This is a genomic window from Capnocytophaga canis (genome assembly GCF_043187445.1).
GTDB classification, from domain to species: Bacteria; Bacteroidota; Bacteroidia; order Flavobacteriales; family Flavobacteriaceae; genus Capnocytophaga; species Capnocytophaga canis.
The window spans coordinates 1,576,980-1,595,707 of the sequence record NZ_CP171121.1 but is presented as its reverse complement, the minus strand read 5'-3'; the positions used below and the strand labels follow the sequence as shown (position 1 = coordinate 1,595,707).

The 18,728-nt window shown below is 36.5% G+C and carries 17 protein-coding genes, 1 tRNA gene and 1 pseudogene; 14 read left to right on the top strand and 5 right to left on the bottom strand.

Going from position 1 to position 18,728, the window contains the following annotated elements; all coding sequences use genetic code 11:
• The first annotated feature begins 243 nt into the window (after positions 1–243).
• From ACF3OB_RS06785 to ACF3OB_RS06735, 11 genes and pseudogenes are all read left to right on the top strand, one after another.
• On the top strand, positions 244–1,287 hold the full coding sequence (locus ACF3OB_RS06785; RefSeq protein ID WP_392419896.1) for a DUF4302 domain-containing protein: 1,044 nt from the start codon (positions 244–246) through the stop codon (positions 1,285–1,287).
• A 687-nt stretch (positions 1,288–1,974) separates the two neighbouring features.
• Complete coding sequence (locus ACF3OB_RS06780; protein WP_095893650.1) at positions 1,975–2,265, top strand: GIY-YIG nuclease family protein; 291 nt, start codon at positions 1,975–1,977, stop codon at positions 2,263–2,265.
• A gap of 409 nt (positions 2,266–2,674) precedes the next feature.
• The gene (locus ACF3OB_RS06775; RefSeq protein ID WP_095893651.1) at positions 2,675–3,268 is read left to right on the top strand and encodes a hypothetical protein; all 594 of its coding nucleotides are present in this window, start codon (positions 2,675–2,677) and stop codon (positions 3,266–3,268) included.
• A 49-nt stretch (positions 3,269–3,317) separates the two neighbouring features.
• Positions 3,318–4,493 carry a DUF4856 domain-containing protein gene (locus ACF3OB_RS06770; protein WP_392447204.1) on the top strand — a complete coding sequence of 392 codons (1,176 nt, stop codon included), beginning with the start codon at positions 3,318–3,320 and terminating at the stop codon, positions 4,491–4,493.
• A 448-nt stretch (positions 4,494–4,941) separates the two neighbouring features.
• Complete coding sequence (locus tag ACF3OB_RS06765; protein ID WP_392448763.1) at positions 4,942–5,226, top strand: GIY-YIG nuclease family protein; 285 nt, start codon at positions 4,942–4,944, stop codon at positions 5,224–5,226.
• Between the two features lie 351 nt (positions 5,227–5,577).
• A complete protein-coding gene (locus tag ACF3OB_RS06760; protein WP_392419894.1) occupies positions 5,578–6,660 on the top strand; it encodes a fibronectin type III domain-containing protein in 1,083 nt (360 codons plus the stop codon).
• Positions 6,661–6,680: 20 nt separating this feature from the next.
• The gene (locus ACF3OB_RS06755) at positions 6,681–7,601 is read left to right on the top strand and encodes a hypothetical protein (protein WP_232751847.1); all 921 of its coding nucleotides are present in this window, start codon (positions 6,681–6,683) and stop codon (positions 7,599–7,601) included.
• Positions 7,602–7,645: 44 nt separating this feature from the next.
• Entirely contained in the window at positions 7,646–10,879 is a 3,234-nt protein-coding gene (locus ACF3OB_RS06750; RefSeq protein WP_392447202.1) for a hypothetical protein, read from the top strand.
• A 201-nt stretch (positions 10,880–11,080) separates the two neighbouring features.
• Complete coding sequence (locus tag ACF3OB_RS06745; RefSeq protein WP_157909006.1) at positions 11,081–11,224, top strand: hypothetical protein; 144 nt, start codon at positions 11,081–11,083, stop codon at positions 11,222–11,224.
• Between the two features lie 54 nt (positions 11,225–11,278).
• Positions 11,279–11,515: a transposase gene (locus ACF3OB_RS06740; protein ID WP_172914854.1), complete on the top strand. Its 237-nt coding sequence runs from the start codon at positions 11,279–11,281 to the stop codon at positions 11,513–11,515.
• Positions 11,511–11,702 (top strand): annotated as a pseudogene (locus ACF3OB_RS06735) (IS256 family transposase); the annotation flags it as partial. The gene ACF3OB_RS06740 and the pseudogene ACF3OB_RS06735, both read left to right, overlap by 5 nt.
• 267 nt (positions 11,703–11,969) lie before the next feature.
• On the opposite strand, the gene ACF3OB_RS06730 reads toward ACF3OB_RS06735, so the two are convergent.
• Positions 11,970–12,275, bottom strand: a complete 306-nt coding sequence (locus tag ACF3OB_RS06730; protein WP_232745206.1) for a hypothetical protein — start codon at positions 12,273–12,275, stop codon at positions 11,970–11,972.
• 371 nt (positions 12,276–12,646) lie between these two features.
• Here ACF3OB_RS06730 and ACF3OB_RS06725 point away from each other — a divergent pair, with 371 nt between their 5' ends.
• From ACF3OB_RS06725 to gldC, 3 genes are all read left to right on the top strand, one after another.
• Positions 12,647–13,051, top strand: a complete 405-nt coding sequence (locus ACF3OB_RS06725; protein WP_392447201.1) for a hypothetical protein — start codon at positions 12,647–12,649, stop codon at positions 13,049–13,051.
• Between the two features lie 124 nt (positions 13,052–13,175).
• A complete protein-coding gene (gldB, locus tag ACF3OB_RS06720) occupies positions 13,176–14,129 on the top strand; it encodes a gliding motility lipoprotein GldB (protein ID WP_042344000.1) in 954 nt (317 codons plus the stop codon).
• A complete protein-coding gene (gene gldC / locus ACF3OB_RS06715) occupies positions 14,129–14,455 on the top strand; it encodes a gliding motility protein GldC (protein ID WP_042344001.1) in 327 nt (108 codons plus the stop codon). The genes gldB and gldC overlap by 1 nt, the downstream gene beginning before the upstream one ends.
• A 323-nt stretch (positions 14,456–14,778) precedes the next feature.
• Here the strand turns inward: gldC and ddpX are convergent, their stop codons facing one another.
• The 4 genes from ddpX to ACF3OB_RS06695 all read right to left on the bottom strand — a co-directional run bounded on the left by ddpX (position 14,779) and on the right by ACF3OB_RS06695 (position 18,671).
• Positions 14,779–15,342 (bottom strand): D-alanyl-D-alanine dipeptidase, encoded by a 564-nt coding sequence (gene ddpX / locus ACF3OB_RS06710; protein WP_042005417.1) that lies wholly within the window; start codon positions 15,340–15,342, stop codon positions 14,779–14,781.
• A 280-nt stretch (positions 15,343–15,622) separates the two neighbouring features.
• Complete coding sequence (locus tag ACF3OB_RS06705; protein ID WP_392447198.1) at positions 15,623–16,735, bottom strand: TlpA family protein disulfide reductase; 1,113 nt, start codon at positions 16,733–16,735, stop codon at positions 15,623–15,625.
• Between the two features lie 61 nt (positions 16,736–16,796).
• Positions 16,797–18,146 (bottom strand): lytic transglycosylase domain-containing protein, encoded by a 1,350-nt coding sequence (locus ACF3OB_RS06700; RefSeq protein ID WP_042005396.1) that lies wholly within the window; start codon positions 18,144–18,146, stop codon positions 16,797–16,799.
• A gap of 451 nt (positions 18,147–18,597) precedes the next feature.
• Positions 18,598–18,671: transfer RNA gene (locus tag ACF3OB_RS06695), tRNA-Asp, on the bottom strand.
• Positions 18,672–18,728 lie beyond the last annotated feature (57 nt).

Here is an 18,728-nt window from a genome sequence, read left to right as displayed (position 1 = left end):
AGGATTTGAAAATGGAAGGTGATGTAAAAAGTATGATGCCCTTAAAAAAAGAAGTGTTTTTGTCAGGCTGAGCAAAGTCCGTGAAAACGGAGTATGTGACGAAGCCTTATCATTACAGGGCTTCAATGCACATACTCAGCTCCAAGTCTTCGCTGACTTTGCTCAGCCTGACAATCAAAACCAGCATCATACTTTTTATAACACAACCTGAAAATGTTTATTGAATTTTAAAGTTAAGTTTTAATGAAAAGATATTTATTTTTGATAGTTTTGGTGGGAATGATTTCCTGTAAGAAAGAGGAGCCTTCGGAAGTATCGCCTTCTGACAGAAATTTGCAGAACATCAAGGCGTTACGTAAAGAACTGACCGAAGCTCCGTATGGTTGGAAGGTGCTTTATTTTCCGAAAACCGATTCGCTGTTGTTTGCTAACAAAGATGAAATTTTGGAAAAAGACCCTTTGTTTCGTGAGCGTTACGGCTATGGCGGATTTTATTTCCTGATGAAATTTGATGATAAAGGAACCGTGCAAATGCGTGCCGATTATGACAGTAAATCAATGGTGGAAACCAAAGAAAGTGAGTTTGAAATCAAGCAAAACACCTTTACACAGCTTAGTTTCACCACCTTTAATTACATTCATCACTTGGTAAACGACCGATTTTCAGGAAATTCTGATTTTATGTACGCAGGAAGAGATTTTGAAAATAATTTGGTTTTCAAAACAGCTTCGTACATTGAACCAGCTCGGGAGTATGTCGTTTTTGAAAAATTGAAGTCGCCAATTGATTGGGAAGATACTCGCAATACAACCGATAATGCACTTACGGAATCTTACAAAAACCGAAAGATTTTCGAACAGATGAAAAATCCGCAGGTGGTAATCCGCAAAGGAAGTCGTATTTTCTTTCAAAGCGATATGATTGTTCGTAGTACACGTGGAACGCCTCAGTATAACCAATTTCTGAGAGAAATCATCGAAAAACGGTACTATTTGTTTCGTTTCAATAAAAAACCAGACCTTGTAAATCCGCGAATTGCCAAGGAAAGCACCGGATTGGGTTCGGGATACGTGGGAACGGAGCAGGGGCTGACCTTCCGCACGGGGCTTCGTTATACGGAGAAGTATATTTTTCGCGATTTTGAACGTCGGGGTGATAAATTTGTATGCGAATTGGTGAAAGTGTATGACGCGATTCTTAAACGGGAAATGTATGTGAGCAAACATCTTTATCCCGATGGCGAACCCACCTATTTTATAGCGGAAATCACCGATGAAGGAATGTAGGGGTGTTTGGAAAAATAAAGAGGTACTGTAAAGGAAAAGTAGAATACTGCTCGTCAGTTCGAGTGATTTGCGGAGTGGAACGTAGCAAATCGTATCGAGAACTTTTTAGGATATAGGAAATCGTTTCTCGACACAAATTTTATCTCCATTGCATTGCGATAAAATTCACTCGAAGTGACGGAAGTAAGAGTATAGAATAATTAGTTAAATACATTGTTGATTCAAATAAAGAAATACATTTATGGAGAATGTATAAAAAAAGTAAAGCAGAATGTAACTCGTCAGTTCGAGTGATTTGCGAAGCGTAGCGTAGCAAATCGTATCGAGAACTTTTTAGGATATAGGAAATCGTTTCTCGACACAAATTTTATCTCCATTGCATTGCGATAAAATTCACTCGAAGTGACGGAAGTAAGAGTATAGAATAATTAGTTAAATACATTGTTGATTCAAATAAAGAAATACATTTATGGAGAATGTATAAAAAAAGTAAAGCAGAATGTAACTCGTCAGTTCGAGTGATTTGCGAAGCGTAGCGTAGCAAATCGTATCGAGAACTTTTTAGGATATAGGAAATCGTTTCTCGACACAAATTTTATCTCCATTGCATTGCGATAAAATTCACTCGAAGTGACGGAGAGTAGATATAAATGATGTTGGTTTAAGAACTTTTAAAATTGGTAAAATATGGAGTCGTTTGTGTACATTTTATTATGTTCGGATAAAACTTTTTATACGGGAGTTACTTCCAATTTGGGTGAAAGGTTAAAAGAGCATCAATCGGGTAAGTATCCTAATTCGTACACGGCAAGCAGATTACCCGTAGAATTGGTTTACTATGCAACTTTTACGGATATAAATCAAGCTATTGAATTTGAAAAGAAAATTAAGAAATGGTCGCAAAAGAAAAAACAAGCATTGATAGAAGGAAATTATGAAGATTTACCTAATTTAGCTAAGAAAAAATTTAATAGATAAATTAGTCTTTAATTAAACTGTTTAGCACAAAGAGATAATAGAGTTTGTCAGTTCGAGTGATTTGCGAAGCGTAGCGTAGCAAATCGTATTGAGAACTTTAGGATATTAGGAAATCACTTCTCGATACAAATTTTATCTCCATTACATTGCGATAAAATTCACTTGAAGTGACGGAGAGCAAGTATAAATGACGGATTTAAAAGTATATTTATGTAAAAAATGAAGTAGTATTGAGTTTGTCAGTTCGAGTGATTTGCGGAGCGGAGCAAATCGTATCGAGAACTTTTAGAAGGGTAAAACCACTTCTCGATACAAATTTTATCTCCATTGCATTACGATAAAATTCACTCGAAGTGACGGAATCAACTTAAAATGAATATTACACCAAAAAAAAGAAATTTTTAGATAAATGAAGAATATAAAATATGTATTGTTGGCAGGTTTACTCGGATTTTTTTCCTGTAATGTAAAAGACAGCGACCCTGTGGAGGAGGATTACGAAAAGTTGTTTCCCCTCAAACCCATTGAAAAGCCCGAAAACGCCTATGAAGATATGAGGATACGCATTTGCAATCCTGATGAGGCATTGCAAAATTACCGCTATCCAGGGGTAACGCTTGAAAATCAGCGGGAATATGAAATTACCCTCAAATGCAGGTATCGTGAAGAACGGGCTGCTACAAAATCGCGTTACGTGGTGCGGTTTGTTGCAGCGGATAAAAGCATACAAACCGTTGGGAGTGATGCTTCTGATAACTCGTTGAATTTCACTATGGAAAAAGACAAAGAATTTGCATTTACTTACAAAGTGAAGTCTGGTTTTCCGATGTATCTTTCGGTGAATGGGATTGGCGACAGAGGGTCGGGGGTAAACGCCAGTATTACGGCGGTTTCTGATGACGGATTGGTGGTCGTTCCTGTGTTAAGCGTTGAACAGAACCAAAATAGCGAAGGACCTAACAGAATTCCGCAACCTTATTGCGAGTATATTATTCTGCCGTAGTTGATTGATTTTTAGTTTGATTTGTGTAACGGAGGAAAAACAAAACGAAATGCGAAAATATACATTATTTACAATGCTTTTGATGCTCGTCGCTTGTAATAAGGGCGAAGGCGAAACGGTGGAATCGGCATATTTGGAACCGCTTCCGCCTGAATATAAATACAGCTTTTCCCGTAACGGAAGTAGCAGTGTAGATTTGCTTGAATGCAGTTTGCTTAAAGAACCGTTGGACGTGTTGTACAACAGTTATTTGAAAGAAGCAAGAATAATGAATCAGGCAGATTATCAAGTAGTTTTCAGATACTATAACGACGGGATTTACAGCCATTTAAAACCCAAAGAGGAAGTTGCCAAATCGGAATTGCATCGAGCCAATCGGGAAGCGATTCAAAAAGATTTGACCGATTTTATCGAAACTTCTGCCCGAATCGGGGGCTACGGCACAGAAAATCCTTCTGATATTCGGCGACAAGCATTGCGACAAGGGCGAACGGGCTACATTGGCAACAATATCGGCGATGTAAACTTAGCTTTTGCCGATGAAAAAGGAATTGTGGTGGCGGAAGCGTTTCGTTATGCCGTTTTTGGGGCAATTTATTTGGATAAGGTGCTAAATTATCATCTTAATGAAAGTTTTCTCAGCGATGAGACGCTTCGCAAGAAACACGAAGATGTAGTGCTTCCTCCTGGGCGAAATTACACTGAGTTGGAGCATCATTGGGATTTGGCGTACGGATATTACACCTTTTTGCGTCCGTTGGTGCGAGCCGAAGGGATTCCCTTGCTCAAAAACAGCGAAGTACGTATTTTTAACGCATTTGTGCAAGGACGTATCGAATTGGAGCGATACCGTTATGAGGATATGAAACAACATCTTCATATCATTCGGGAGGAACTCTCACGAGCCATTGCCATTCGCACGATGAACATTTTGATTGGGGAGAATACCCTTGCCAATTTAGACGAGAGAGGCGGATACGCATTCCCTTTTATTTCAAGGGCTTATGGGCTTATTTATGCGTTACAATTTGCCCGAAATCCACAGGGAGAACTTTACTATTCTCGGGAGGAAGTACAACGTCTTTTGCAACAGTTTCTACTCGGAAACGGATTGTGGGACAAACAGCGTTTACTTTCTAACGCTCAAACGCAGGGTTCGTTAAAGCACATCGCTACGGAAGTGGGCAAACCTTTTGGCATTTCAATTGAGCAGATTAAGAGGTAAAAGATAGTGTAAATTCAAATGATTTGTAAGGTAAATTAGTATAGGCATTATAAGTGATTGACAATCAGTTAGGACGTGACTCGTCAGTTCGAGTGTTTTTCTGTAGCGTTAGCGAAAGAAAAATGTATCGAGAACTTTCGGGGAATAAAATCACTTCTCGGTACAAATTTTATCTTCGTTGGCACTACGATAAAATTCACTCGAAGTGACGTGTAACGAGGTTTATGAATGATAAAAGATGAAAAATAGAATTAGGGTCGTCAGTTCGAGTGTTTTTCTGTAGCGTTAGCGAAAGAAAAATGTATTGAGAACTTTTGGAGTAAAAATCACTTCTCGATACAAATTTTATCTTCGTTGCACTACGATAAAATTCACTCGAAGTGACGAGGAGGGTCGATTGATTAAAGGAATAAATCATACCAAAGAAAATTTGAATGATAAGGTAAGTATGGAATCATTTGTGTACATTTTACTGTGTTCTGACAAAACTTTTTATACAGGAGTTACTTCCAATTTAGGGGAAAGGCTAAAAGAACATCAATCGGGGAAATATCCTAATTCCTACACAGCGAGTAGATTACCGGTAGAATTGGTTTACTATGCAACTTTTACGGATATAAATCAAGCGATTGAATTTGAAAAGAAAATAAAAAAATGGTCACAAAAGAAAAAACAAGCGTTAATAGACGGAGAGTATGAGAAATTGCCTAATTTAGCAAAGAAAAAATTTTAACCAAATTGAGTGTTCATCGGTTCGAGTGTTTTTCTGTAGCGTTAGCGAAAGAAAAATGTATCGAGAACTTTCAGGGAATAAAATCACTTCTCGATACAAATCTTATCTTCGTTAGCACTACGATAAAATTCACTCGAAGTGACGTGTAACGAGGTTTATGAATGATAAAAGATGAAAAATAGAATTAGGCTCGTCAGTTCGAGTGTTTTTCTGTAGCGTTAGCGAAAGAAAAATGTATCGAGAACTTTCAGGGAATAAAATCACTTCTCGATACAAACTTTATCTTCGTTGGCACTGCGATAAAATTCACTCGAAGTGACGTGTAACAGAAATTACAGAAATACGATAAATATGAAACGAATACTTATAACATTGCTTTTGGGGCTTTCGTGGATTGCCCAAGCACAGGAAAATTTAATCCCTAACGGAGGATTTGAGGAATATACTCCGGGGAAAAAGCCCAAAAATTGGAGTTTTTCAAACAATATATTTTTTAGAAATGATGATTTTGGGAATGAACAGGCACGTTCGGGGCAATATTGTCCTAAATTGTATGCCAATGCAGGTCAATTTTATGTGATTGATGACAATTACAGTTCGGCAGCGATTGATGTTCAAGAGGGAGCAACTTATCTGCTAACGTATTGGTACAAAGGCACAATAAATCGTGAGAATATGGAACTTGTAGTAAGTTGGTATAACAGTTCCAGTGCTTCTCCTATAAAAAGAGATTCCAAAGGAAAAGTAACTCCCAAAGCCTCAGAATGGACAAAACGCGAGGTGGAACTTACTGTACCTATTGGGATTACCAAAATGGGAGTGGCTTTTGTAATGAGTCGTTCCAGTGGAAGCGGTTACATTCTGATTGATGATGTATCGTTGGTATATAAGGGCGAGGCAGGAGGAGGAAATACGCAATTATCTGCTCCAACTCGTTTTCAGGTTCAGACCTTCCAGCGGGAAGCTCTTCTGTCGTGGGATAAGGAAGCTGACCCCCAATTGCAATGGGAAGTTGTGGTAGATGCACAAGCTCCGCAACGTGTCGTTACCAATTCGTTTTTAGTAAGAGGTTTGGAACCAGAAACCAACTACACGTTCAAAGTAAGAGCCGTGAAGGGAGCCAATGCGTCCGAATATACTAACCATATTACCAAAGGAACACAATCAATGCAGTACGGTATCAATGACATTAGGCGTGTTCCGCACTTGCGTACGCTTAACGATGATGGTATTTGTAGGCAAACGATTGATTTGTTTTACAATGATTTGGCTGATGCTTCTGCCAGAATTACCTATTTTGTAAACGGAAAAGAAGTACAACCCAACGGCGACCAGCTTACCTTCCCCCAAAAAGGAAAACAGAAGTTGAAAATCATTATAATTGAAGCCGTTGACCGTCAATGGGAAATAGAATATGATTTGGAAGTTCAGTAATAAATGAAAATAAGAGAGTTATGAAATATACGATTATCATAAGTATTGCCATTTTAAGTCTTTTTGCTTCGTGCGAGAAGGAAAATCACAATGCAATTCCTGAAATAAAAATCGGGCAGGACGAGCAGTCGCTCCGTGAGGTTTCGGTCAATAAACAAACCACGCGATATATTTTGCTTTCGGGCGGAAATGAGAAGTTTGCCGTGAACATCGAAAATTCCAAAGTGGCACAAGCCTCCGTACATCAGGATACGCTCAAAATCAAAGGGTTGTTTGAGGGAGAAACCTTTGCAACGGTAATTTCGCACGACAAGAAAGCACATTTGAAAATCAATGTAGTTCCCCCTCAGGTGAGTATTAGTCAGGAGGTGGTTCGAATTTACCCCAATGAAGAAAGCAAGTTTGTGAGTATAGACGGTGGGGGTGATGAACCTACGTTGGAAGTTGATGACCCCGACGGAATTTTGCTTTACAAATGGAACGGAAATACCAAAATTTTGGAGTTGTTTGCCCGTTATGAAGGGGAAGCCGTTGTTCGTATTTCCGCACAAGGGGTTGAAACTAAGCAGTTAAAGGTAATTGCTGAATCTGGTGGAGATTCACGAGTTTATGGGTATTATGACAATACAAGGCGAACGCTTTCTCGCCAAATTACTCCCAAAATGATAGTCAAACGCAAAGGAGTAGGGGTGTGGATGGCAACAGGAGTTAATCCGTACGGAGAGGTACAGCCACAATCCACTCAACGAGCTTTGAAAATTTCATCTATTCTGAATCCGAAACAAGGGCGACATATTGATGTTCAGATGGAAATATATCCTGTGGAGAGCAGTTATTTTGGAATAACCAACGGAACAAACCGACTATATGTTGAGAAAGTTCGCGGAGAAAGTATCTTACTTCGCGGGAAAGGGTTTAAGTTGGTGATTCCTAAAGAGTAATAAAATATAAAACAATCACTTTATAATATTAAAATAATATCGAAATGAAAAAAATACCTTTTATTTTAGGGCTAATCGTCTTTGGATTAGCATTTTTGTGGTCTTGTGAGAAAGACGATAAAATGTCCAATATTCCAGTAGAGCTTACCCTGGAGGAGAAAATGCTTTCCTTATTTGAGGGAGATAATAAAACCTTAAAAATTCTTACAGGAAACGGAAAATATAAAGTACAATCCTCTGATGTGGGGGTTGCTAAAGTTTCTGTTAATGAAAATTTAATCACCATAAATGTTTTAAAATCAGGGAAAACTGTGATAACTTTGACCGATGCTCAACATAAAAAAACGACTGTGGAGCTAACGGTTTCTCAGGCAGTAAACCTGTCAGAAAACGAGGTCGGTTTAGGAGAGAATTCTGAAACAATGGTAACCATAGCTGACGAAAGCACTTTTTCCGTAGATGTTGAAAATGAAGAGATAGCGACCGCCACTTTGGAGGGAAAAACCATCAAAATAACAGGAAAAAAGGCAGGGAAAACAATTGTTTCGGTAACTAATACCAAGATCAACCGCTCAACAAAAGTTGATGTAACCGTTTATAAAACAGTCTCTTTAGAAAAAAATAAAGTAGAACTTCGCGTAAACGAAGAAGAGGTTATAAAACTTTTGACAGGAGAAGGTCCTTTCAATATTGAGACAGATAATGATGGGGTAAAAGCATTTGAAGAAGATAAAGAGCTGAAAATAACCGCATTGAAACCTGGTAAGTCTGTTGTTAGCGTTATTGACACAAAAACCAATCAGACAGCAACTGTTGAAATTACTGTTTTCAAGTCAATTGAAGTGGAAACAGATAAGGTACAGATGAAAAAGGGAGAAGAAAAAAACATCGCTATTTCACAAGGAGAAGGTCCTTATGAGGTAACATCAAGCAACGATGTGGTACGCGCTACTGTAAAGGAAACCAATGTAAAAATAAGTGCGTTGAAAGGTGGTAAATCCATCATTACAGTTTTAGATACTAAAACAAACCGCACTTTTGCTGTTGAGGTCGTTGTTAATGAGTCTCTGCAATTGGAAAAAACGGATATAGAGTTACATCCTAATGCGGAACACACTATTCTTGCTATTTCGGGGGTAGGACCTTTTATGGCAAGTTCGGAAAATACTGAAATAGCAACTGCTACATCTAATGGAAAAGGGATTAAAATTTCTGCAAAAAAAACAGGTAGAACTCAAATTACGGTTACTGATGTAAAAACACAAGAAAAATCAGTTATCAATGTATTAGTATTTACATTCGTAAATTTATCCCAAAATAAAGTAGTTTTGAAAGAAAAAGCGACCACTTCTGTGAATATAACTTCTGAAGGAAATAAATTTGATATATCTTCTGATAATCAAAATGTTACAGTTATACTGGAAGGAAAAACCATAAAAATCACAGGTGTAAAAGCAGGAAAATCAACAATTACTGTAACGGATGCGGTTTCTAAAAAGTCAACAAATCTTGAGGTGGAAGTAACAGCTTTAGAAAATATTGAGGTAAGCAAAGAAGCGATTTCTTTGAATATAGGAGAAGTTACAAATGTTGTAATTACTTCTGGCGAGGGTCCTTTCCAATTATCTGTAAATAATGACTTTATTACAGCTACTTTAGAAAATCAAAATATAAGAATTGAGGCTAAAAAAGGAGGAAAATCTGAAATTACGATTAGCAATCCACAGACAGGAAAATCGGTAAAAATCTCAGTAATTTCACAGTACGCTGATTTTAAACTATCTACAAATGAAGCTACGCTTAGTGTAAATCAAAATCAACAAGTTGCAATCACTGGAGGTTCTGGGAAATTTTCAGCCACTTCTAATGCAGAAAGTGTGGCAACTGTAAATGTTTCGGGAACGACATTGACTATTAATGGAGCTTCAGGAGGAGATGCTGTTATTACCGTAACTGACACACAATCTAACAAAACCAAAACCATCAATGTGAAAGTTAAGGCAGCAACTGGAAAATTGGACATAGTTCGAAAAAGAGTTGAGCTGATTGTAGGAGGTTTTGGAGATACGCAGGTTATTAGTGGAATGCCTGTGAAGGAACATTGTACGTCAGAAAATCCGAGTATAGCGGTGTTTGACCGAGTAGAAACCAATACGTTTGGGGAGACTTATGCCTACATAAGAGGAGTAGGTAAAGGGACTACAAAAGTAACGATTTCTGATGGTGTAACCTCGTTTCAGGTTACGGCGATAGTAACTAAGGTACCTGAATTCAAATTACTTAAAAATATAATAGACATAAAAGAGGGAGAATCCTCCATTGGTGCAGGAGTACAAGGAAGTGGTAATTTTTCCATAAGTATTCAAAATTCTGATCTTGTAACAGTTTCAGAACCTAATAATTATGGAGGAGGCGATACTTACTTTTTTGGTATTGAGGGTAAAAAAGCAGGGACAACTCAAGTTACAATAACAGATAATGTAACAAAAAGTTCAGGAGTGATACAGGTTACTGTAAGAGAGAAAAATACTGACTTCCAGTTATCTACAAGTAATGTTACACTTAATGAAAATCAAAATCAGCAAGTTACTATCACCGGAGGCTCTGGAGAATTTACAGTCACTTCTAATGCAGAAAGTGTGGCAACTGTAAATGTTTCGGGCACAACATTAACCATCAACGGAGTTTCAGAAGGAGATGCAGTTATCACTGTAACTGACACGCAATCTAATAAAAATAAGACAATTAGTGTAAAAGTTAAGAAAGCAGAAGTATTAGAAATAGGTCGTACAAAAATAAGCGTATTTGTTGGTAAATACGGAACTACGGCTCTCCTTAAGGGGATGCCTATTAAGGAACACTGTGTTTCGGAAGATCCAAATATTGCTGTATTCGACAGAGTAGAAGAATCCGAAACAATATATATAAAAGCTGTAAATGTTGGTAGAACGAATGTTACCATTTCTGATGGTATTACTTCTCATCAGGTTGACGTAGAAGTAAAAAAGCTACCTGATTTCAATTTGGATTTGACAAGATTAATAATGTTTAAAGGCGAAAACTCTTCCGTGGAAATACAAGGAAGTGGTGATTTTGAGATTACTGTTTCAGAACCAGGAAAAATTAATTTTACAAGAACTGAAGAATTGGATGTAAATGGAGTTATATATCTTTATATTACAGCTCTTGAGCTTGGAGAAACCCAGGTTACCATAAAAGATAAACATAGTGGCAAATCTGACGTTCTGACCGTTAAAATCATAGAAGATTTTGATTAGGAATTTTAATCGTAAAAATACTGAAAAGAGGAAGCTGCCTTTTCGGACAGCTTCCCTTTTTATTTGGTGGTTTTCCTAAAGTTTTTGATCGTTCAGCAAAAAGTATGATACTATAAAAAATCGAGCCCTTTGCACGGTAAAAAATGAGAAGAAATCATTTAACCAATTGATTCTTAGTTGATTATTTTATATATTTGCTTCATGAAACGCACCAAAACCCTATCCGCTATGTCCTTTGCTGCTTACGATGTAGAAAGACGCACCCGAAAAGGCTCTTTTTATGCACAAGTCGATACCATTATCGATTGGAAACCTATTTCCGCTATCATCGACGAACACTATTAAAAAGGACTTTCCGCCTCGGGTGAAAAACCTTACGATGGACTCTTGCTGTTCAAAATGCTACTTATCGGGATGTGGAACAACCTCTCGGATGTCAAGGTAGAAGAGCATGTAAATGATAGCCTATCGGCGATGAAATTCTGCGGTATGCAGTTGGAAGATTCTGTACCGAGCTACAGTGTTTTAAGTCAATTTCGCACCGAGCTTACCGAAAAGAAAGCCTTTGATTCTTTGCTTTCTGAAATCAATCATCAGTTGGAAAAACATAGGATCATCATTCATCAAGGCTATTGAGAATCTGAATGGTTAGATTAGAAAATACACCAAAAACAAGCCGTCTTTCCCAACAGATGAAGCCGTTCAAAAGTCGGTTTTCTTAGCACTGAGGGAAGCTACCAAAAAATGGAGTATGCCTATCCAAAATTGGGGTATTGTTTTAAACCAATTTATGCTTATATTTGCAGAAAGGCTCAAGTTATAAAAACTGGTATAATGGACAAAAATTAGGCTGTTTTTTAGACGATTGTTTCTAATGGACATTTTTTAGGCTCTAATTTTTTACTAAATTTTGATTTGAATTTAAATAGCATTTTCTTTGTCTGATTGATATTTTTAGAGAGCTTCTATGCCTTTAAAAACTCATCTATAAACCTCATTTTACGCTTTAAGGACAATCCATTATGATTGCGTAATTTATTCTTTAAATCAGCAAAATGACCGTCAATAGCATTAGTTGTATTGGGAATACCTAATTCATAATTATCATACCAAGTAAACAACCAAGGCAGATTGTTTTTAAACTTCTGTAAGCACTTCTGAGTTTTTTATATGTATAGAAACTTTTGTTTGTCAAAGGATTAATAGTTCTTTCATTTAGAAAATCTTCCCACTTTTCAAGCCATAAACTCAAAGCCCCTTCAAAAGATTCTTTATCAGTAATTATCATCAAATCAACTACTTTCATTAGTTCCTTTGCTGTTTGTAATTTTGGCTTTTTGGTCAAATATCTTCTTATAATAGCTGACTGATGAATTTTTAAATCAGCGAATTCCATAAAAAAATAAAAATCTAATGAGCTAAATTGGCACATCTGAACTGGAATTCCGTTAAATGATTGAATAAGCCCCTTCCTTCCATCGCATACAATAGCCAGGCAGTGAGAAAGAACCTTCCAGTATGTATAGTATGAAATTTGATACTGATCTGGCTATTATCAAAGGGATACAATAAGAACAAAAATAAAAAGAGTAATAATTACTTCTATTAAAACGTATGGTAAAGAATATTTCTTTATAATCGTTGATTCTCAATGAACTATTTAACATTTAAATACAAACATATGAAATCAAAATTATATATTTTTTTAGCTTTAATTGGCTTTGTTGCCTGTAAGAAAGATTCTTCTCTCGAAGAGAAAAAGAAAAGATGTTCCCCCCTCCTGCTGACTTGAGACTAATCATCCAAGAAAATGAAAACCTTCCTTCCAGCTTTTATGACCTTGCCCATCGTAATTTTGGGAAGGATATTTCGATTTTTCTTCAAAAAGACAGTCTTCTTATCAAAGATATTGCAGAGGTAGCTCTTTATAAAGGTAATATAGTGGTATTTGCTTGGGAAAAAAATGTAGTGGAATATATATACACAGGGAAAGAAGTGCGTTTTTTAATCAGACAAGCTGAAAAGACAGACACTTTGAGAATTAAAGGTTATATTGAAAATCATTGTGGTTTTGTGGGAAAACTGAAAGAAATTTACTTTAATGACGTAGAGTTAGCTTTCAAAAAGGAAGGGGATTATATCGTAGCTTTCCCGAAAAAAGATGCGATTTAGGATTTTATTATCATGACAGGAACTTTTTCTTGAGCTACTTTAGTTATAGTTCTATTAGTGAGTGCATTTCTTTTGCGTTTATTTCCTAAAAAATATATCTTTGCACGAACAAAAGGTATCCTCCATGAAAAAAATCTTATTCGCTGTCGTTATTTTATTTTTTATTTCCTGCGGTGATAAAAAAGAACGAGAAATCGCTCAGATTCCTATGGAGTTTGAAACCATCCGCTTCGATTCTTTGTTCTTTTTATCACCCGCTGGGAAATTATCCGAATTAAAAAAAGAATACCCTTATTTGTTTTCTGCCTATACAGAGGACGAAAAATGGGAAGAATACCAAAAAGACACTCTTAATCAAGAGATTGTAAGAGAAATCAACAAGGTTTTTGGTGATTTCTCCAATGAAAAAACAGCAATAAAACACCTGTTCCAACACGTAAAATACTATTTCCCGAAGTTTGTAGCTCCTAAGGTAATTACAGTGACATCGGAGGTGGACTATCACTCCAGAGTCATTTATGCCGATTCTCTTTTATTTATTCAGCTGGATAACTATTTAGGCGAAGAACACTATTTTTACGAAAATATTCAGAAATACATACGTTCGGAGCTCAAAAAAGAACATATTGTTACAGATATAGCCGAAACTTTCGCTGAAAAATTAGTCCCTCGGAATCAACACCTTTCTTTTTTAGATCATATGATTTACGAAGGTAAGAAGCTCTACTTACTATCACAATTACTCCCAAAGAAATCGGATGGTGATTTGTTGAAGTACGATTCGGAAAAAACACAATGGGCTACAGAAAATGAAAGTCAAATATGGCGTTACTTCATTGAAAACGAATTGCTTTACCAAACTAACAAACAGCTACTCAACCGATTCATTTATCCAGCTCCATTCTCCAAATTCTATTTAGAGCTTGACAATGAATCCCCGGGGCAAATCGGACGATACATCGGGTTGCAAATCGTAAAAAGTTATGCTCAAAAAAATAACGGTAAATCGCTCATTGAGCTATTAGCAATGGATGCAGATGAAATTTTTAAACAATCATTTTATAAACCTAAAAAATAATGGCAAACACATCAAAAATTGAATTAACCGTAGCGTTGGACGAAAATAAAATTCCTGAAAAACTTTTTTGGAATGCTCAAGATGGAGGAATTTACAATGAGGAGGCAAAAGCCATCTTCTTGTCGGTTTGGGATTCTAAAAATAAAGAAGCACTACGCATTGATTTATGGACGAAAGAAATGCCTGTTGATGAAATGAAACTTTTCTTTTATCAAACGCTTTCATCGATGGCCGAGACGTTTTACCGTGCTACGGAAGATGAAAAAATGCGGGATACAATGCGGGATTTTTGTGAGTATTTTGCCGAAAAAATGGAACTCAAATAAGTACTTTAATAAAACTTCTAAACTATTTTTATTTCAAATAAGTAGTTCGTACGCTGACTATAAACAAGCCTCAATATTTGGTGAAAATATCAAAATAAAGAGTTTATATTAAAAGTATCAATTGCTATAAACACAAAAGTCTCGACCTGACAAACTACTTTTTAGCCTTTCCTGAGAAAAATTTGAATTTTCAAGAGGAATTTTTCTAAAGCTATTTAAAAAGTATTCATCGGACTCTTTATTGGATAAAACCCATTGGCTCATTTAGGTTTTAGGAAAGCAAAATTTAATCTTTGGAAAAACTGAATGCTTTACGAATGGGGCTAATTGCATTCCCACACGAAATCTTCTACTTTTGATTCCATTTCAGGACGATATTCATAGTGCCACCATTCGGAGTAAATAGACTTGAAGTTGTGTTTATTAAGCGTGGTTTTTAGTAAGTTACGATTTTGTAAAACTTCTTTCGGGAGCTTAGTATAGGTGTGATGTGCTTCTTTTCCAAAGAAGTCAAAAGGTGTACCCATATCCAGTTCATTGCCCTCACTGTCAACCAATGTCAGATCCACTGCTGCTCCTCGATTGTGTTTTGAACCCTTTGCTGGATTAGCAACATAGTTCGTTCCAGGAAGTATATTCCACATTTTTTTTTGAACAGAAAGAGGTCGGTAACAATCGAAGATTTTAATACGATAGCCCAAAGTTTTAAACTCTTCATTAGCATTGTGTAACGCCTGAGCTGTTGCTCTACGTAGAAAACACTCAGGGCAATCGTATACGGCTTGTCCTAAAAAATTATCCTCAGTAGCATATTTTATATCTAAAACAAAATCTCCAGAGAGGCTTTTGATGTTTATAAAATCATCGTAAATAGCTTGTTTTTCTATTTCTAAAGAGTCTTTTTCAGTGGTAACGCCCTCTGGAGTGGTTTTTACTTCGACAATATCAAATCTATTGTCTTCAATACCCTCTGTTTTTGCAATCTCCTCAGGAGCAGAAAGCACTTTCTGTTCGAAGACGATTGTATTTTTTTCGGGATGTTGATTGTTTTTACATGAAACAAGTCCGAATCCTATAAAAAACAATTGCAAAAGAACCGTGATTTTTTGTTTTGAATGCTTCATATTGATTATATGCCTTAAAATTGGTGAATTATAAAACCGTAATTTACTCCAAAAAATATCTCGTAAAATTTCCAGATGTCTCTTGAGCTTGGATTCCCAATTGAGATAGATTGTCAACCATTAAATCTCGAAACCAATAATGCATTTGCCAGTCAAACAACTGGTCATTTGCGTAATGTGAATTTTTGACTGAGATGGGTTTACCCACCACTTCCGACAATTTATACAGAAAATCATATACTGAGATATTATCAGCAGAAAACTGATTATCATCCACTAAAAATTTAGAATTTTTTGTTCCCCAATCAATCTGGTCAGTATTCCAATAGTTGGCGGTAGATTCGGGCAAACGCACTTCTAAAATTTGTCCCGACCGCTCTTCTTTTCGAAGTTTATACCCCAATTCTTTGACGATAGACTCGGCTATCTGCCTTTCTTGCCTTGCTTTGTTTACTGTTTTCTTTATCAATAGCTCATACTGGGCATTTTCACCTTTCATCGTCACTTGGCGACTACTAACTTTAAGCAAATATCCTATGATTTGAGTAATAGAGCCTTTGATTATTGTAATATCTCCATTACGTTCCACTACGGGCGACGACCCCCACGGGTTATTTGCTCGTTGGATCTTGTAATCTCCGTTAAAATCAAGCGTTGTTTCTACTTCATTTTGATAAGAAGCGTACTTTAGGAAATCATAAATCGGAGTAGTTTTCTTGTTTTTTGCCAATTGTTCACGGATTATTTTGGGAGTGAAATCAGCGGGATTTCCCTTCCATAAGATTTTTCCTTCAGCATTGAACAACACCCCGTAAGGCAACGCACGAACATTGTGTTTTTTAAAATTCTGACCATCATAATCAATACTTACCGCCAATTTTGTCGGATGCTTTATCAAAAACGGACGTACAACATCCGAATTTTCCTGAGTAACAGAAACAATGTAAAGCTCTTCGCGAAATTGTTCTTGTACAGTATTCAAATAGGTAGACACATGAATGCATGGCACACACCATGTTGCCCAAAAATCAACAAAAAAAAGTTGTTTGTCCTTCGAAGTAGCTAATTCAGAATACTCAACTCGTTCCGAGAAAGTCATCTGAGCAGAGCTTAACAAATATATAAAAAACGCACAAGTGAAAAACAATCGTTTCATAAAAAATATTTTAATTCAAATAGCTTATCAAAAAGCTTACCAAAACAAACGATTTCCTAAACTACTTGTAAATCACTAATTTTTGCCCTACTCTGATGTTATTTCCCTTAATTTTATTCCAATTTTTAAGGTTTGAAACTGTAACACCGTGTCGGGATGCAATTTTCCCTAACACATCTCCTTTTTTGACTATATAGGTCGTTTTTTTACCTCCACGTACGTAATCCCCTTTCAACAATGCGGGAAGCGGTTTTTCACGTTTGGAAATTTCCTCACTGATGTAGGAATAGATCATATCCTCATTTGCTACGAATTTACCTATTTCTTCAATTGGCAAACGCAACGCATAATTTCGACCTTCCACATACGGCACCACATCTAATTGATAAGAAGGGTTGAAAAATTGAATCTCTTGGATGTCCATTCCTGTCAATTCAGCGATATTTTTGAACGGAACAGCCTGTTTCACTCGCACAGTATCTGTCACAAAATGATGGTTTGCCCGTTTTTGTGGTCTGAATCCGTGTTCTTTGGCGTACTCAAAAATATACAGTGTCGCCAAAAATGCGGGTACATAACCAGCGGTTTCCTGTGGCAGATAAGGACGTAAATTCCAATAATTTTTCTTGCCTCCTGAGCGTCGCATTGCTTTGGTTACGTTGCCTGGCCCCGAATTGTATGCCGCCAACACCAAATCCCAATCACCAAAAATCTTGTAGAGTTCGCTCAAGAAACGAGCTGCCGCTTTGGTGGAACGTACTGGGTCACTACGCTCATCCACATAGTTGCTCACTTCCAAACCATATGCTTTTCCCGTTGTAAACATGAATTGCCACAAACCAGTCGCTCCCATTCGAGAACGTGCTTTAGGATTTAACGCCGACTCTACAATTGCCAAGTATTTCATTTCCAAAGGGATTTTGTGGTTACTCATTTCCTGTTCAAACATAGGAAAGTAGTAGTCACTCAAACTCATTAATCGCTCCAACGAACTGCGTCTATTTTTTAGGAATGATTTAATAACTCGTTCCAAAATAGGATTGTATTCCACGTTAAAAGGCGTTTTCTGATTAAGTTTTTCTAAGCGTTGTTTCAATACTTCGGTAGAAAGTTCCTCGAACATCACATCTTCAATAGGTTCATTGTGAATAACCTCGCTCATCTGAAAAAAAAGATCGGAATTAGATAGCTCTTTCAACCATTTTTTGTCATAACTTTCAGCCTTCGGATGATCTTTAAGAGTTGTTGTTTCTTCACGTATGTAGATGGGAGTTTCTTGCGAATTGTCAAAAATCTCATCAGATTTTTGTTCTATTTTGTTGATAGTGTCATTCGGCACGTTTTGAGGTGTTTGAGCCACCAGATTTCCTACTAACAGACCAAATAAAACACTTAAGCTATATCTCTTCATAAATTTATATTTTTAATACGCATACCATTTCAAGTTACAAAAATCTATATTTACATGAAAAGAAACAAATTTCTGATGTTAAAAGAAGTATAAAAACAAAAAACGTAGCATTCCTAAACAGTCGTATGTTGAGAAGATTCATGTATATCAAAATCCATTATGAGTAAGAAGTACATAAAACTTAAAAACGTCAATTTTTCGTTTTTAATCAGAATTTACATTCATTATCCATAATTACTGATCTGTGAAGAGTTAAGCAAAAAATCACGATAGATGTGTAGAAAAACTATGTAGCGTTATGTGATTTACTTTTAAATCTCTGATTTTTAAAAGAAAAGGTGTTTCATATCACAAAAAAAGCCTTCCTAAACTAGGAAAGCCTCCATTGGTTTATTACCATAAACCTGTGTAAAAAGTTTTTACACAAAACAACACAACTAAATTTTAATTGCGGTCTGGACGGGACTCGAACCCGCGACCCCCTGCGTGACAGGCAGGTATTCTAACCAACTGAACTACCAAACCTCAATGTGAATACGTTGCAAATGTATGTATATTTTTTTTATCATGCAAGTTTTCTAT